The organism is Pseudomonas lyxosi (assembly GCF_047758685.1).
GTDB classification, from domain to species: Bacteria; Pseudomonadota; Gammaproteobacteria; order Pseudomonadales; family Pseudomonadaceae; genus Aquipseudomonas; species Aquipseudomonas lyxosi.
Window position 1 is genome coordinate 2,967,829 of sequence record NZ_CP180481.1, and the last position, 14,657, is coordinate 2,982,485.

The window sequence follows — 14,657 nt, forward strand, 5'->3', positions numbered from 1 at the left end:
AAAAATGACAAGAAGGCGTCGGCAACTTCTGCTTTTGTTCTAGTGTCATAACTGGCAAAGGTAGCGCTGTCTGCGCGCTGAGGTGTTACATGAATCATCCCATCACCGCCCTGGTCATCATGGGCGTTGCCGGTTGCGGCAAGACTTGCGTCAGCGAGGCCTTGTGCCAACTCAGCGGCGCGACCGCCATTGAAGGCGACACTTTCCACCCTGCCGCCAATATCGAAAAGATGAGCGCAGGAATCCCCCTGAACGACGACGACCGTGCCGGCTGGCTCGACAGCTTGTGCGATGAATTGCGCCGCATTGACGCCAAGGGCGAACGCCCGGTGCTGACCTGCTCGGCCCTCAAACACATTTACCGTGAACGTCTGCGCAGCGCCTTGCCGGGCCTGGGCTTCGTGTTCCTTGAGCTGACCCCTGAAGTTGCCGCCGATCGTGTCTCCCATCGGCCGGGCCACTTCATGCCGTCAACGTTGATCGACAGCCAGTTCGCCACCCTTGAATCACCTATTGGCGAGCCCCTGACCCTGGCTCTGGACGCGTCGAACCACAGCGTCGACCAATTGGCGAAGCAAGCTCATGACTGGTGGCAGGCTCATGGCCTGAAACACGCCGTATGAGTTTTGCCAGAAGAGATAGCGCTGTCCTGTTGGCTTGCGAATTACCCGCTTTAATAACAACAACAACCAGGAGACACCCCTAATGTTTGGCATGTCCCACGAGACGTTCCTGCTGCTCGATGCAGTGGTCACGGTGATCGGGCTTATCGTCCTGATCACCAAGTTCAAGTTTCACCCGTTCATTGCCCTGATCATCGCCGCCGCTTTTCTCGGGCTGACCTCCGGCATGCCGATCGGCACCATTATCAAGGCGTTCCAGGACGGCTTCGGTGGGGTGCTTGGTTTCGTCGGGATCATCCTCGCGCTGGGCACGATGCTCGGCAAAATGATGGCCGAGTCGGGCGGGGCGGATCAGATTGCCCAGACCCTGATTCGCGCGTTCGGCAAGGACAAGGTGCAGTGGGCGATGATGTTCGCCGCGTTCCTGGTCGGCATTCCGCTGTTCTTCGAAATCGGCTTCGTGCTGCTGATCCCGCTGGTGTTCATCGTGGCCCGGCGTACCGGCGTGTCGATCATCAAGATCGGTATCCCGCTGCTGGCCGGTCTGTCCGCCGTGCACGGTCTGGTTCCGCCGCACCCGGGTCCGTTGCTGGCCATTGGCGTGTTCGGTGCCGACATCGGTAAAACCATTCTGTACGGTCTGATCGTTGCGCTGCCGACCGCCATCATCGCCGGCCCGATCTACGGCACGTTCATCGCCAAGTACATTCCGGGTCATCCTAACCAGGAACTGGTCGATCAACTGGCTCGCGAGCCAGAGGCGGCTGAGTTGCCGAGCTTCAGCATCACCCTGATCACCGTGCTGTTGCCGGTGTTCCTGATGTTGCTCAAGACCTTTGCCGACGTGGTGCTGCCGGAAGGCAATTTCTTCCGCTCGTTCATGGACCTGATCGGTCACCCGATCTCGGCGTTGCTGCTGGCGTTGCTGCTGTCGCTGTACACCTTCGGCCACCGTCAGGGCATGGGCTCCAACAAGATCCTCAAGTTGCTCGACGCGAGCCTTGCACCGACCGCCGCGATCATTCTGATCATCGGTGCCGGTGGTGGCTTCAAGCAGATGCTGGTGACCAGCGGCGTGGGTGATGTCATCGGCCACATGGCGGTGAACGCACAGATCTCGCCGATCCTGCTGGCTTGGCTGGTGGCGGCGGTGATCCGTATCGCGACCGGTTCGGCAACCGTGGCGACCATTACCGGCGCCGGCATTGTGGTGCCGGTGGTGGGGATGATTCCAGGTGTGAACCGTGAGCTGCTGGTACTGGCGACCGGTGCCGGTTCGTTGATCCTGTCTCACGTCAACGACGCGGGTTTCTGGCTGGTGAAGCAGTACTTCAACATGACCGTGGCGGAAACCTTCAAGACCTGGACCGCGATGGAAACCATCCTGTCCGTGGTGGGCCTGGGCTTCATTCTGCTGTTGTCGCTGTTCGTCTAATGATCGACTGATGGTTCCCACGCAGAGTGTGGGAACCATCAAGCACAAAAAAACCGCATCGCTGCGGTTTTTTTGTGTCTGCTTGAAAAATCAGGCGTTGGTTTTCTGAACCAACCCATCCGCCCGGAACATCCCGCGAATCCCGCGGATGGCCTGACGAATCCGGTCCTGGTTTTCGATCAGCGCGAAGCGCACGTGATCATCCCCATACTCACCAAACCCTACGCCCGGCGAGACGCAAACCTTGGCCTCGGCCAGCAGTTTCTTGGCGAACTCCAGTGAGCCCAAGTGCGCATAAGCCTCGGGAATCTTCGCCCAGACATACATCGACGCTTTCGGGTTCTCGACCATCCAGCCCAGTTCATGCAGGCCTTTGACCAGCACGTTGCGACGCTGCCGATACTGCTCGGCGATGTCCTTGACGCACTGCTGATCACCTTCCAGCGCCGCAATGGCTGCGACCTGCAGCGGGGTGAACGTGCCGTAGTCGTGGTAGCTCTTGATCCGGGCCAGGGCATTGACCAGTTCGGCGTTGCCGACCATGAAACCAATGCGCCAGCCTGCCATGTTGTAGCTCTTGGACAGGGTGAAAAACTCCACCGCGATGTCCTTGGCGCCCGGCACTTGCATGATCGACGGGGCTTTCCAGCCGTCGTAGACGATGTCGGCGTAAGCCAGGTCGTGCACCACCAAGACGTCGTACTGCTTGGCGAGGGCGATCACTCGCTCGAAGAAGTCCAGCTCCACGCATTGAGCCGTGGGGTTGGACGGGAAGCCGAGGATCATCATTTTCGGTTTCGGGATCGAGCCGCGAATGGCGCTTTCCAGTTCGGCGAAGAAGTCCACGCCCGGAATCAACGGCACCGAACGCACCTGGGCGCCGGCAATCACCGCGCCGTAGATGTGAATCGGGTAGCTCGGGTTCGGCACCAGCACGGTGTCGCCCTGGTCGAGGGTGGCCAGCATCAAATGCGCCAGGCCTTCCTTGGAACCGATGGTGACGATGGCTTCGCTTTCCGGGTCGATGTCGACCTCGTAGCGATCCTTGTACCAATTGGAAATCGCCCGGCGCAGACGCGGAATGCCCTTGGACGTCGAATAACCGTGGGTGTCTTCGCGCTGGGCGACGGTCACCAGTTTTTCGACGATGTGCGGCGGAGTCGGGCCATCAGGGTTGCCCATGCTGAAGTCGATGATGTCTTCGCCACGACGACGGGCGGCCATCTTCAGCTCGGCAGTGATGTTGAATACGTAAGGGGGGAGTCGATCTATGCGCGCAAAGCGGCGCGGCGAACCTGGGTTAGCCATTGTTGCCTCGGATAACGTGAGCGCCCGGAACCGTCCGAGCGACGCTGGTCACTGCGGTGACCTGTGGCGGAATGTAAGGGCTGATGTGGCAAACTGTCCAGCGACTATGTAAACAAATTTGTCCGAAGGAAATCGGTTGATGGAATTTACCAGTGGCTTCTTGCTGAGCCTTTCGCTGTGCCTGGACATCGGCGTGGCCAACATCGCGATGATCACGTTGGCGATGCAGCGCGGCTATTTTCAAGGGTTTGCGCTGGGTTTGGGGACGTGTGTCGGCGACCTGATTTACGCGGTGCTGGCGCTGGCCGGGATGACCGTTTTGCTGCAATACGAAAGCGTGCGCTGGGTGCTGTGGATCGGCGGTTCAGCGCTGTTGGTGTATTTCGCGGCGAAGATGATCTACTCGGCGATCCACCATGAAGCGGTGCTGGCACAGACCGCAGAGGTGGGGCAGAACTCTCACCGGAAGGAGTTTTTTCGCGGGATCTTCCTCGCCGTGTCGTCTCCCAGCGCCATTCTCTGGTTCGCTGCGGTGGGCGGCACATTGATCGCTCGTTCCGGTGGCGGCGGTGCTCTCAGCTCGGCGTTGTTTCTTGGCGGGTTTCTGTGCGCCGGGGTGCTCTGGTGCGTCGCTTTGTGCTTCGCAGCGAGTCACGGCGGCAAGTTGCTGGGTGACAAACTGCTGCGTTACTCCTATCTGGCGTCGGCGGCGATCTTCTGCTATTTCGCGGTCTACGTGATCCTATCGGGGTATAACGAGTTCGTCGGCGCAGGTGCCGTCGAGCAGTTGCACGCACTGTAACTGGGCGAATCGGGTTTGAGTTCTATACTCCCAGCCGAACCCACTTTTTTGTTCCAGGAGTTGAGCCATGGATGAGCAAACAGGCGTCGAAACCGCCAAGCCACGCTTCGAGCACGGGCACTTCCTGCTCATTGCAGGGCTTGGCGGACGATTTACCGCAGACACCACTAAAGGCATTCCCGATCTCTGGGAGAAATTCATTCCCGAGATTGGCAAAATTCCCGGTCAAAAAAGCGAAGTGACCTACGGCATCTGTTGCAATCCGGATGGCAAGGGCGGCTTCGAATACATTGCCGGCGTCGAGATCGACAAACTCGACGACCTGCCGGATAAATACCGTTGGGTCGAGGTCCAGCCTCAGCACTATGCGGTGTTCGAGCACAAAGGCTCTCTGGATATGTTGCCCCAGACATTTCAGTACATCTGGAAAACCTGGCTTCCGCAGTCCGGTTATCAGGCGGCGGACGCCCCGGAATTCGAACGCTACAGCGAAGACTTCAATCCGAAGCTCAAGACCGGTGTACTGGAAATCTGGCTGCCGCTCAAACCGTAATGACTGCATCGAGAGGCGGATCGGTGATTCGCCTCTCGATGTCGTGGTGGCGCTGATTTATGATCCCCAGCCTTCCTCTCGCTGATTTCGAGCTGCCATGAACACCGTCATCCGCCACGTCACACCTGCTGATCTGGACCGCTGCTACGCCATCGAAACCGTTGCCTACGAAGGCGACGAGGCCGCCACCCGCGAAAAAATCGCCACGCGCATTGCCACCTGGCCCGAAGGTTTCATCGTGGCCGAAGTCGATGGTGTTGTAGCCGGTTTCATCAATTCCGGTGCGGCGTTTCAGGTAGAAATGTCGGATGAAGCGTTCAAGGAACTGATCGGCCACGATCCGGCCGGCCCGCACGTGGTCATCATGTCGGTGGTGGTGCACCCGGATTATCAGGGGCAGGGGTTGGCGAAACGGTTGATGGGCGAATTCATCGAGCGGATGCGCGCGTTGGGCAAGACCCACATCCATCTGATGTGCAAGGAGCGGCACATTCCGCTGTATGCCGGGTTTGGGTTTGCCTATATCAAGCCTTCTGCCTCTGACCATGGCGGGATGGCGTGGCATGAGATGGTGTTGGAGTTGGGACAAGAGCAAATGAGTTCTTGAGATAAGTTTTTTAATGGCCTAAATTCAGACCTTGTTGCATTGGCCATCCTGTTCGGGTGGTGAGCAGAGGAATGAATGATGCGAGTTGAAACAATCAGTTTTGTAAAAAAGAACGCGGCATCGCTGGATCTTTCCGAGCCGATGCTCGTCACTCAGAATGGCGTCCCGGCTTATGTGATCGAATCCTACGAGGAGCGTAAGCGGCGAGACGAGGCCATCGCGCTGATCAAACTTCTTTCGTTCTCCTCTCGCGACAAAGAGCAGGGGAAACTGATTTCTGCCGACACTTTGCTGGCCAGACTGGCGCAGCGGCGCCAATTGCAGCAAGACGATAACGATGCCTGAGGCCTTCAGGGTAGAGTTTGCGACCGCTGCGGAGCATGGGGTTATTTCGCTTGAGCACTATCTCACGCAGCAATGCGGTCAAAAAAAAGCGGCAGAGATGGTTGATCAGCTGGTGATGCAGATCGTTACGGCTCTGAGCAATCAGGCCCATGTTTACGGTGTTTGTCAGGAAGCAGCGTCGCTTGGGGTCACTCATTTTTGTGAGTACTTGCCCATGGGGCAGCGGGTTTTGTATGAGGTGTTCCCGAGTGAAAACCTTGTAGTGGTCGCTTTGGTTATCGGCCAGCGTCAAAGTATCGAGAAGCAGTTGCTCGATTACTGTCTTCTCCTCTAACAGCTAGTCAAATCTCAAAAGGGTTGCCTCAAGGCAACCCTTTTTCGTGTTCGATCAGTAAAGGTTGTCCCGCACCCTGGCCGGCGCTTCCCGGTCATAAGTCTCGGCATCGAACTGCCCATCGTTCAACCGCTTGTGAAAGGCACCCGCCGTCGGCAGCGCCGAGCGCTCCAGATGTTTCTCAGGGTTCCACAAGTCTGAGCGCACGATCGCTTTTGAACAGTGAAAAAACGCTGCTTCCACCGTCACCAGCATCACCGTGCGCGCCGGTTTGCCATTCACCGCAAAGCTCTCCAGCAACCCAGGTTCGGCGCTGATCTGTGCCGTGCCGTTAACCCGCAACGTTTCGCCAATCCCGGGAATGATGAACAACAGCGACACCCGCGAATCGAGCACGACGTTACGCAGCGTGTCGATGCGGTTGTTGCCCGGCCGATCCGGGATCGCCAGGGTGCGCTCATCAATGATCCGCACGAAACCCGGCGTGTCGCCCCGTGGCGAACCGTCCATGCCGTCCGGGCCCACCGAGCTGACGATCACCAGCGGCGAAGCGCGGACCATCGCCTGATAGTCCTCGTTAAGAAAGGGGATCTGCTTGCGCACGGCGCGGTCGTGGGGTTGGCCGTAGAGGGCTTCCAGTTCTTCGATGCTGTTGAGCATAACCACCTCAGAAAATCAGACCCATGCGCCGTTCATAACCGATCCGGCCCCTGTAGGCTTCGCCGCTGTCGACCCAGCCGAATTTTGCGTAGAGCGCGATGGCTGATGCGTTATCCGCATCCACCGACAACTCCAGCCCCTTTATTTCCGGAAACGCCTGACGCGCCACGTCGGGCAGGGCTTGCAGGCAGGCCTTGCCATAGCCTTTGCCCTGAGCCCGATGATCGACTTGCAGTGCGTGAAGGGTGGCGCTGTGTTCATCGGCCCAGACCGGTAACACGGGCGGGCGCTTGAGCAGCAGAAAGGCCACGGGAACATCCTCGACCAGCAGGGCAAATCCTTTGACGCCGGGGCCGGGTTTGGACAGTAAGGTGTGCAATGCACCGTGAATGTCGCCGGAGAACTTGATTTGTTCTTTGTGAACTTCAATGGCCTCGACCTGCTGGCGCTGGAGCGCATTCAGGCTTTCGTAAGGCACGAGTCGGGCTGTCACTGGAGTGTCCTTTTTCCAACATAAATGTGTTTCGAATTCTAACGAGTTTGCGTCCATGGATTATTTTTATTTCGACTGTCGATTTGGCTTTTCGCCAGACGACTAAGGGTGTCTTCACAACAAAAACCACGGAGAACCACCATGAACGCTACCCACGAAATCCAGGCCCTGATCGACACCTATCGTCAGGCGGTCATCGCCAAGGATATCGAGAAACTCATGCCCCTGTATGCCGAGGACATCGTCTCCTACGACGCGGTCAAAGCCCTGCAATTTCGGGGCAAGGCGGCCTACCGCGCGCATTGGCAGGAATGCATGGAAATGTGCCAGGGCGCGCACAAGTTCGACTTCGATCATATGAACATCGTCGCGGACGAGCACATCGCCTTCGCCCATTGGCTGGCCCATTGCGGCGGCACCAACGAGAAGGGAGAAACCCAGGCCTGCTGGATGCGCGTGACCGCCTGCTATCGGCGCGACGATGGGCAATGGCGCATCGTCCACGAGCACTGGTCGGCCCCGTTCGACATGATGAGCGGCACGGTGCTGTTCAACCTGGAACCCTGAGCGTCAGGCCGATTCGTCGGGAATGTCGCGAAAGCGTCAATCAGCAGCCATAGTTGATCCGTTCGATTCAGGAGAGCCCCATGAAGTATTTATGCCTGGTCTACAGCAACGAGCACGAGTTGCACTCGCTGCCCGAAAGCCCGAATGACGCTGAATGCATGGCCTACGCCGAGGCGATCCAGGGCAGCGGCCGAATGGTTGCCGCCGAGGCGCTGGAATCGGTGCAGACCGCGACCACGGTGCGCATGCGCAACGGGAAAATGTCGATCACCGACGGCCCGTTCGCCGAAACCAAGGAGCAATTGGCCGGCTTCTACCTGATCGATGCCAAGGACCTCAATGAAGCCATCCAGGTCGCCGGCAACATCCCGGCGGCCCGGGTCGGCTGTGTCGAGGTGCGTCCCGTTCGCCAGTTGAATCCCGGCGCCTGATGTCGGCCGAGTCGGTACGGGCGCAGGTCGAGCAGGTTTACCGCGAGGACTCACGGCGGATTCTGGCGACCCTGATCCGTTTACTCGGCGATTTCGACCTTGCCGAAGAAGCCTTGCACGAGGCGTTTTTCGTCGCGGTCGAGCGCTGGCAGCGTGACGGGGTGCCGGACAATCCGCGTACCTGGCTCGTGTCCACGGGGCGCTTCAAAGCCATTGATGTGTTGCGGCGGCGCGCACGCTTCATCGCGTCGCAACCGATGTTGATCGCTCAACTGGAGGCGCTGGAGCAGGCCGACTGGAGTGACGAAGACGTGGAAGACGATCGCTTGCGCCTGATCTTCACCTGTTGTCACCCGGCACTCGCGGCGGACGCCCAGGTGCCGTTGACGCTACGGGAAGTCTGCGACCTGACCACGGAAGAAATCGCTCGAGCCTTTCTGTCGGCGCCAGCGACCATCGCCCAGCGCATCGTGCGCGCCAAGGCCAAAATCCGTGACGCGAAAATTCCTTATCAAGTGCCGACCCTGGCGGAATTGCCCGAGCGCCTGGACAGCGTGCTGCGGGTGATTTACCTGGTGTTCAACGAAGGCTATTCCGCGTCCATGGGCGCGGAACTGACCCGTGAGGATTTGACCCGCGAGGCGATTCGGCTCGGTCGTTTGTTGATGGAACTGCTGCCCGAACCCGAGGTGATGGGGCTGCTGGCGCTGATGCTGCTGCACGAGTCCCGACGCCCGGCCCGGACGTCGGCGAGCGGAGAGTTGATCGTACTGGATGAGCAGGACCGTTCGTTGTGGGACGCTTCGATGATCGAAGAAGGTTGCGCATTGGTGGAGCGGGCGCTGACGACTCGGCAATTCGGTCCATATTGCCTGCAAGCAGCGATAGCGGCGTCGCATGCCGAAGCGCCCACGGCGGCGGAAACGGACTGGCTGGAGATTGTGGGTCTGTATGACGTGCTATTGCGGGCGGCGCGGCGCCTTCGCCAGTGATCGAATTGAACCGTGCGGCGGCGATCTCCAAACGGGATGGGCCGTCGGCGGGGCTGACGTTGGTTGAAGGGATTCTGGCGCGGGGTGAGTTGCTGGATTACCACTTGGCGCACGCGGCGCGGGCAGAGTTTTGTCGGCAGTTGGGAAGAGTTGATGAGGCGCGGGCGGCTTATGAACGGGCGCTTGAGTTGACACAACAGATGCCGGAGCGGCGGTTTATTGAGGCCCGGATCAAGGCGTTGAAGTGACGATCGTTCCCACGCTCTGCGTGGGAATGCATCCTGTGACGCTCTGCGTCACGCTCGCGAAGGGACGCGGAGCGTCCCGGGCGGCATTCCCACGCGGAGCGTGGGAACGATCAATTCGGCGGTAAGGGCCGAAGGACCTTCATTCCAGCATCTTGCCAAGCAACCAACTCCCCGCCGGCCCCGGCGGATGCAGCCGCGACCACAGCGCATCGACGAACACCGGTTTCGGCCAGCCGCGCACGTCCAGTTCCTGCAACGTCCCTGGCCCGAACCGCTCCACCAGCCACCGGGGCAACGGCGCCCAGCCGAACCCGCCCTGGGCCATTTCCAGCAGCATCAGATAACTCGGCGCCGACCAGACGCGCCCCTTTGCCCGGCTTTCATACGGATTGACGATCGTCGCCAGGCGCAGCTCCCGGTGTTGTTGCAATACGTCTTGATCGATGTGGCTCAGCGCTGCCAACGGATGTTCACGGGACACGAACAGGGCGATCTCGGTCCGTTCCTCGACGGTCGAACTGACCAGGTCCGGCGGGTAACTGTCTTGCTTTTCGGCAAAGGCCACATGCGCCCGACCCCGTTGCACCAAGGCCACCAGGTCATCGCACTCGGCGATCAGGCATTCAAGTTCCAGGTCCGGATAGCGCTGCTCGAAGGCGCTGAGCGCCGCTTCGAATCGGTCGGACTGATACGTGTCGGAAATCGCCACGGTCAGTTTTGGCTCGACCCCTTGGGACAGTTGGCTGGCGGTCATTTCCAGTCGGCTGGTGGCGGCCAGAATGTCCTCCGCCCGTTGCAGCATCACGTGCCCGGCCGGGGTCAGGCTTGGCTTGCGGCTGCTGCGGTCGAAGAGGGTCAGGTTCAAGTCGATTTCAAGGCTGGCCACGGCGGCGCTGATGGTCGATTGACTGCGGCCCAGTTTGCGCGCCGCGGCGGAAAACGAGCCTTGAGTCGCTGCCTGAACGAAGGCCTGCAACACTTCTTGAGAAGCCATGAACTATCGCCTTGATCGATGGTTATTGGTTATGAAGTATCGGTGTGAAGAAGGATCATGGCAACCACAGTCACTCAGAGGAGTCTGGCCATGAGCGCCAACAAATCCATCACTGAACGTATTTTCCAGGCCATTGGTTTCGAATTGCTGGCCATCCTGATCTGTACCCCGTTGCTGGCGTGGATCATGGACAAACCGATGCTCGATATGGGCGTCGTGACCATGGCTATCGCGGCACTTGCCCTGGCCTGGAACGTGGTCTTCAACGGATTGTTCGACCGTGCGCTCAAACACTACGGCATCGTGCACAACGCGTGGGTACGTGTTGTCCATGCGTTGTTGTTCGAAGGCGGTCTGGTCGCGGTGGGTGTGCCGTTGATTGCCTGGTGGCTGAAGGTCAGCCTGTGGCAAGCGTTCGTGCTGGATATCGGTGTGTTGCTGTTTTTCCTGCCGTACACCTACGTCTACCACTGGACGTATGACGTGGTGCGTGAGCGGGTGGTGATGCGCCAGGCTGTCTCGGGATAAAAGCAAAAGATCGCAGCCTCGTTTCACTCGACAGCTCCTACAGGGATCGCATTCCAATGTAGGAGCTGTCGAGTGAAACGAGGCTGCGATCTTTTGATCTTGTTGGCGTTTACAAAAACATCCCGCCCGACGCCTCGATGCGCTGGCCGTTGATCCACTGACTGCCCGGTGACAAAAGTAGAGCAATCGCAGCACCGATGTCATCCGGCTGACCAACTCGCCCCAACGCGGTATTGCCGGCGACATAGCTGTTCACGTCACTGTTATCACGCACCGTGCCGCCGCCGAAATCGGTTTCGATCGCGCCAGGCGCCAGGGTGTTCACGGATATACCGCGGGCACCGAGTTCTTTCGCCTGATAACGCGTCAGCACTTCCATCGCGCCCTTCATCGCCGCGTAAGCGCCGTAACCCGGCAAGCTGAAGCGGGTCAGACCGCTGGAAACGTTGAGGATGCGGCCACCGTCTGCCATCAGCGGCAGCAGGTTCTGGGTGAGAAAGAACGGCCCCTTCAGATGGATGTTCATCAGCAAATCGAACTGGGCGACGGTGGTGTCAACGAAGGTCGCATTCAGGCCGATGCCAGCGTTGTTGAGCAAAAAGTCGAAGTGTTCGCGATCGAAACGGCTGCGCAATACATCAGCGACTTGCGTGGCGAAATCTGCGAAGCCTTCACTCTGGCCAACGTCCAGTTGCAGCATGACGGCACGAGCGCCGAGGCTTTCAATTTCTGCGACCAGTGCTTGTGCCTCATCGGCGCGGCTGTTGTAAGTGCCGATGACGTCGATGCCTTGGGCTGCCAAATGCAGGGCTGCGTTTTTGCCAAGGCCGCGGCTGGCGCCGGTGATCAGTGCGATTTTACGGTTCATGGGCGTTCCTCAAGGAGCAGTGGGTGATGACGTGGAGGAAGTTTATTTATCCGTCCTGAAGTGATAAACAGACTGAAATCGGAATCACTGGTCGGTTAATCCGAACAATAAAGGTCGGCCCATGAACAAGCTGGAACTGCTGCGTACCTTCGTTCGCGTCACCGAGATGTCGAGTTTTACCCTCGCGGGTGAAAGCCTGGGTTTGCCCAGGTCCACCGTATCCGAGCACGTCCAGGCCCTCGAACTGCTGGTCGGCACGCGGTTACTGCAACGCACCACGCGCAAGGTTCAGGCGACTCAGGACGGCCTGGTGTTGTACGAGCGCAGCAAGGACTTGCTGTCGCACATGGATGAAATCGAAGGGCTGTTTCGCCAGGACGAGGCGTCGCTCGTTGGGCGGATTCGCATCGACATGCCGAACATTCTGGCCCGTCGGGTGGTGATGCCGCGTCTGCCCGAGTTCATGGCTCAGCACCCCCATCTCGAGCTGGAAATCAGCAGCACCGACCGCCGGGTCGATTTGCTCAGCGAAGGGTTTGATTGCGTGGTGCGAGTCGGCGCGCAGCCGGATCAATCGGTGGTCGCTCGCCACTTGTGCGATTTCACCATGGTCAACTGCGCGAGCCCCGAGTATTTGCGGCGTTATGGCGTGCCTGAACGGCTCGAAGACCTGGCGCAGCATCGGCTGGTCCATTACGTCGGCGTACTGGGTGCACGGTCGGAGGGTTTTGTGTACGAGCAAGAGGGTACGTTGCGTCGAGTGCCGATGGCGGGCAGCGTCACGGTCAACAACACCGATTGTTACGAGTCGGCGTGTCTGGGCGGTTTTGGTTTGATCCAGGCGCCGCTGATGGGCATGCAGCCCCACCTGCTCAGCGGCGAGCTGGTGGTGGTGCTGCCGCAATTCAATGCGCCGTCGATGGAGGTTTCGTTGCTCTACGCCCGGCAACGGCATTTGCCGTTGCGGGTGAGAGCGTTCATGGACTGGCTGGGAAACGTCATCCACTCCACAACTTGAAAAACAACACATAACCTGAAGGACAACACTTAACCCGTGGGAGCGGGCTTGCCCGCGATGGGGCCATCACATTCGACATCATCATTGAATGTAAGACCGCTATCGCGGGCAAGCCCGCTCCCACAGGGTTTTGTGTCAAACGTGGAAGTAGCCTACACAGGAATCAAACGGCAAACGCTTAAGCTCGATCTTGTTCAGGTCGAGTACTTCGCGCAGGGCTTTGGTTTCGCCCGGGAAGTTGCGGTAAGCGACTTCGTCGAGCACCACGACCGCGCCTTTTGGCATGTACGGCAGGAAGGTTTCCAGCGCGACTTTGGTCGACTCGTACAGGTCGGTGTCGAGGATCAGCATGGCCACGACCAGGTCCGGACGGGTTTTGACCCACTCGGGCACGGTCTTGACGATGTCGCCTTTGACCAGCTCGCAACGCGGGATGCGGTTGACCGGGCGCAGCAGGTCGTTGGCGTCGATCATGTCCTGGATCAGCGACTGGTCGGTGTCGGAGAACATGGTCTCGTTGACGTCGGCCGGGTCTTCGTTTTTGTCGATGCTCTGGAAGCCTTCGAAGGTGTCGAAGCCAACGATCGAACGGTTGATCGCGTACGGCTCGAGAATCATCGACAGGTGCATGTAGAGCATCAGCGAGTTGCCCTTGTACACGCCGCACTCGATGATCGCGCCCGGTACTTCGGCAACTTTCTTGAACAGCTCCATGCGCGACAGTGCAGCGGTCACGCCGATGCGGTTGGCGAAGACGAACGGCGCGTCGGCCACGTACTCGGCATCGACCCGTTTCAGGACGCTGGCACGGGTTTCGTTGTACTGGGCCTCGGCGGGCGTGATGCGACGCTTGGTCATTGCTGGATTCCTTGGAAATTCGAGAAGTCGTGGGCGTGGAAATAGTCTTTGAAACCGGCGCCGACGTCAGGGCAGGCGCTGTCGACGTTGATCGCGCCACGCTTGTGCTTGAGGTCGTCGAGGTGCATCAGGCGGAAGTCCACGCTGAAGCGGGTTTGATCGGTGTGGTTGGCGACCGTGCCGTGCAAGTGCGAGCCGGAGAAGATCAGCATCTCGCCGGTATTGCCGGCGATGCGCACTTCAGACGCGGTGTTGATCGCCTCCAGTGGCACCGGGTGCATACGGACTTCCTCTTTGAGGTTGTCCTTGGCTTTATGCCGCTGGTTGTTGATCCAGTCGTTGAGGCTCCATTCGTTGGAGGTGTTCTTCACCGGCACGTCGAAGTAGCCGGCGTTGATCATCATGGTCTGGTCGGGGCGAATGGTGTGCACCGGCATCCAGGTGTTGATCTGGCAATCGACGCCGCCGTACCAGGTATCGCGATGAGGTTTGTAGGCGTAGCTGACACCAGCGTGCAGGTAGTCATAGTTCGGCACCACGCGAATGCGCGGCACGTCGAAAATGTACTCGCGCGGGTCGACACCGATCTCGTCGATAAACGACAGGATCAGGTCCTTGGCGCGCTGGCTGTTGGTGAACTGGCCCTTGAGGCGCGTCACCAGTACCACGAATTCTTCCACCGGCATCAGCGTGTGCAGGGCCTGGTGGTTGGTCTCGCCATCGAAGGCGGCGGTGATGCTTTCCTGGGCGAATGCACACAGCTCTTTGGCGGCGCGCAGCTGAGTGTTCAGGAAGATGTCGCCGGCGTAGATAGCTTCTTTGAAGTCAGCTTTGTGCTGAAGCTGATTGATATACAGATTCACGATTCCACCCCTGAATACATCGAGTCTCTTAAGAGTCGGCCACACGTTAGCAAACTGAAGTGCAATCTGGCGGGTGGCGCATCAATAAAAACGCAATCCCCTGAATTTGCGACGAAATGCTTTCTATAGG

The 14,657-nt window shown here is 59.0% G+C and carries 18 protein-coding genes and 1 pseudogene; 12 read left to right on the forward strand and 7 right to left on the reverse strand.

Going from position 1 to position 14,657, the window contains the following annotated elements:
• Positions 1-89 precede the first annotated feature (89 nt).
• Together ACMXYI_RS13615 and ACMXYI_RS13620 are read left to right on the forward strand one after the other, a co-directional pair.
• Positions 90-623: a gluconokinase gene (locus tag ACMXYI_RS13615; RefSeq protein WP_123367177.1), complete on the forward strand. Its 534-nt coding sequence runs from the start codon at positions 90-92 to the stop codon at positions 621-623.
• Between the two features lie 82 nt (positions 624-705).
• Positions 706-2,058: a GntP family permease gene (locus tag ACMXYI_RS13620; protein WP_046049517.1), complete on the forward strand. Its 1,353-nt coding sequence runs from the start codon at positions 706-708 to the stop codon at positions 2,056-2,058.
• 90 nt (positions 2,059-2,148) lie between these two features.
• Here the strand turns inward: ACMXYI_RS13620 and alaC are convergent, their stop codons facing one another.
• Positions 2,149-3,366: an alanine transaminase gene (alaC, locus tag ACMXYI_RS13625; protein ID WP_415773597.1), complete on the reverse strand. Its 1,218-nt coding sequence runs from the start codon at positions 3,364-3,366 to the stop codon at positions 2,149-2,151.
• A 139-nt stretch (positions 3,367-3,505) separates the two neighbouring features.
• Here alaC and ACMXYI_RS13630 point away from each other — a divergent pair, with 139 nt between their 5' ends.
• The 5 genes from ACMXYI_RS13630 to ACMXYI_RS13650 all read left to right on the forward strand — a co-directional run bounded on the left by ACMXYI_RS13630 (position 3,506) and on the right by ACMXYI_RS13650 (position 6,007).
• On the forward strand, positions 3,506-4,168 hold the full coding sequence (locus ACMXYI_RS13630) for a LysE family translocator (RefSeq protein ID WP_415773598.1): 663 nt from the start codon (positions 3,506-3,508) through the stop codon (positions 4,166-4,168).
• A gap of 67 nt (positions 4,169-4,235) precedes the next feature.
• The gene (locus ACMXYI_RS13635) at positions 4,236-4,721 is read left to right on the forward strand and encodes a GyrI-like domain-containing protein (RefSeq protein WP_415773599.1); all 486 of its coding nucleotides are present in this window, start codon (positions 4,236-4,238) and stop codon (positions 4,719-4,721) included.
• A 97-nt stretch (positions 4,722-4,818) separates the two neighbouring features.
• Positions 4,819-5,328 (forward strand): GNAT family N-acetyltransferase, encoded by a 510-nt coding sequence (locus ACMXYI_RS13640; RefSeq protein ID WP_046049520.1) that lies wholly within the window; start codon positions 4,819-4,821, stop codon positions 5,326-5,328.
• Positions 5,329-5,406: 78 nt separating this feature from the next.
• On the forward strand, positions 5,407-5,673 hold the full coding sequence (locus ACMXYI_RS13645; protein WP_415773895.1) for a type II toxin-antitoxin system Phd/YefM family antitoxin: 267 nt from the start codon (positions 5,407-5,409) through the stop codon (positions 5,671-5,673).
• A complete protein-coding gene (locus ACMXYI_RS13650; RefSeq protein ID WP_415773600.1) occupies positions 5,666-6,007 on the forward strand; it encodes a hypothetical protein in 342 nt (113 codons plus the stop codon). The genes ACMXYI_RS13645 and ACMXYI_RS13650 overlap by 8 nt, the downstream gene beginning before the upstream one ends.
• Before the next feature lie 54 nt (positions 6,008-6,061).
• On the opposite strand, the gene ACMXYI_RS13655 is transcribed toward ACMXYI_RS13650, so the two are convergent.
• Together ACMXYI_RS13655 and ACMXYI_RS13660 are read right to left on the reverse strand one after the other, a co-directional pair.
• The gene (locus ACMXYI_RS13655) at positions 6,062-6,667 is read right to left on the reverse strand and encodes a pyridoxamine 5'-phosphate oxidase family protein (RefSeq protein ID WP_415773601.1); all 606 of its coding nucleotides are present in this window, start codon (positions 6,665-6,667) and stop codon (positions 6,062-6,064) included.
• 7 nt (positions 6,668-6,674) lie between these two features.
• Positions 6,675-7,160, reverse strand: coding sequence for a GNAT family N-acetyltransferase (locus ACMXYI_RS13660; RefSeq protein ID WP_415773602.1), 486 nt, complete (start codon positions 7,158-7,160; stop codon positions 6,675-6,677).
• Positions 7,161-7,301: 141 nt separating this feature from the next.
• Between ACMXYI_RS13660 and ACMXYI_RS13665 the strand changes: the two genes are divergently transcribed.
• The 3 genes and pseudogenes from ACMXYI_RS13665 to ACMXYI_RS13675 all read left to right on the forward strand — a co-directional run bounded on the left by ACMXYI_RS13665 (position 7,302) and on the right by ACMXYI_RS13675 (position 9,398).
• The gene (locus ACMXYI_RS13665) at positions 7,302-7,727 is read left to right on the forward strand and encodes a YybH family protein (RefSeq protein ID WP_415773603.1); all 426 of its coding nucleotides are present in this window, start codon (positions 7,302-7,304) and stop codon (positions 7,725-7,727) included.
• Between the two features lie 80 nt (positions 7,728-7,807).
• A complete protein-coding gene (locus ACMXYI_RS13670; protein WP_008151161.1) occupies positions 7,808-8,158 on the forward strand; it encodes a YciI family protein in 351 nt (116 codons plus the stop codon).
• Positions 8,158-9,398: pseudogene (locus ACMXYI_RS13675) on the forward strand (RNA polymerase sigma factor). The gene ACMXYI_RS13670 and the pseudogene ACMXYI_RS13675 overlap by 1 nt, the downstream one beginning before the upstream one ends.
• Before the next feature lie 139 nt (positions 9,399-9,537).
• On the opposite strand, the gene ACMXYI_RS13680 reads toward ACMXYI_RS13675, so the two are convergent.
• Positions 9,538-10,392 (reverse strand): LysR family transcriptional regulator, encoded by an 855-nt coding sequence (locus ACMXYI_RS13680; protein WP_415773604.1) that lies wholly within the window; start codon positions 10,390-10,392, stop codon positions 9,538-9,540.
• 90 nt (positions 10,393-10,482) lie between these two features.
• Here ACMXYI_RS13680 and ACMXYI_RS13685 point away from each other — a divergent pair, with 90 nt between their 5' ends.
• Positions 10,483-10,920 (forward strand): multidrug/biocide efflux PACE transporter, encoded by a 438-nt coding sequence (locus tag ACMXYI_RS13685; RefSeq protein WP_150657202.1) that lies wholly within the window; start codon positions 10,483-10,485, stop codon positions 10,918-10,920.
• Positions 10,921-11,029: 109 nt separating this feature from the next.
• On the opposite strand, the gene ACMXYI_RS13690 is transcribed toward ACMXYI_RS13685, so the two are convergent.
• Positions 11,030-11,788 carry an SDR family NAD(P)-dependent oxidoreductase gene (locus tag ACMXYI_RS13690; RefSeq protein ID WP_415773605.1) on the reverse strand — a complete coding sequence of 253 codons (759 nt, stop codon included), beginning with the start codon at positions 11,786-11,788 and terminating at the stop codon, positions 11,030-11,032.
• Between the two features lie 121 nt (positions 11,789-11,909).
• Here ACMXYI_RS13690 and ACMXYI_RS13695 point away from each other — a divergent pair, with 121 nt between their 5' ends.
• Positions 11,910-12,806, forward strand: a complete 897-nt coding sequence (locus ACMXYI_RS13695) for a LysR family transcriptional regulator (protein WP_415773606.1) — start codon at positions 11,910-11,912, stop codon at positions 12,804-12,806.
• Positions 12,807-12,941: 135 nt separating this feature from the next.
• Here ACMXYI_RS13695 and ACMXYI_RS13700 read toward each other — a convergent pair whose 3' ends face one another.
• Together ACMXYI_RS13700 and ACMXYI_RS13705 are read right to left on the reverse strand one after the other, a co-directional pair.
• On the reverse strand, positions 12,942-13,664 hold the full coding sequence (locus ACMXYI_RS13700; RefSeq protein WP_415773607.1) for a TylF/MycF/NovP-related O-methyltransferase: 723 nt from the start codon (positions 13,662-13,664) through the stop codon (positions 12,942-12,944).
• Entirely contained in the window at positions 13,661-14,527 is an 867-nt protein-coding gene (locus ACMXYI_RS13705) for a hypothetical protein (protein ID WP_415773608.1), read from the reverse strand. The genes ACMXYI_RS13700 and ACMXYI_RS13705 overlap by 4 nt, the downstream gene beginning before the upstream one ends.
• Positions 14,528-14,657 lie beyond the last annotated feature (130 nt).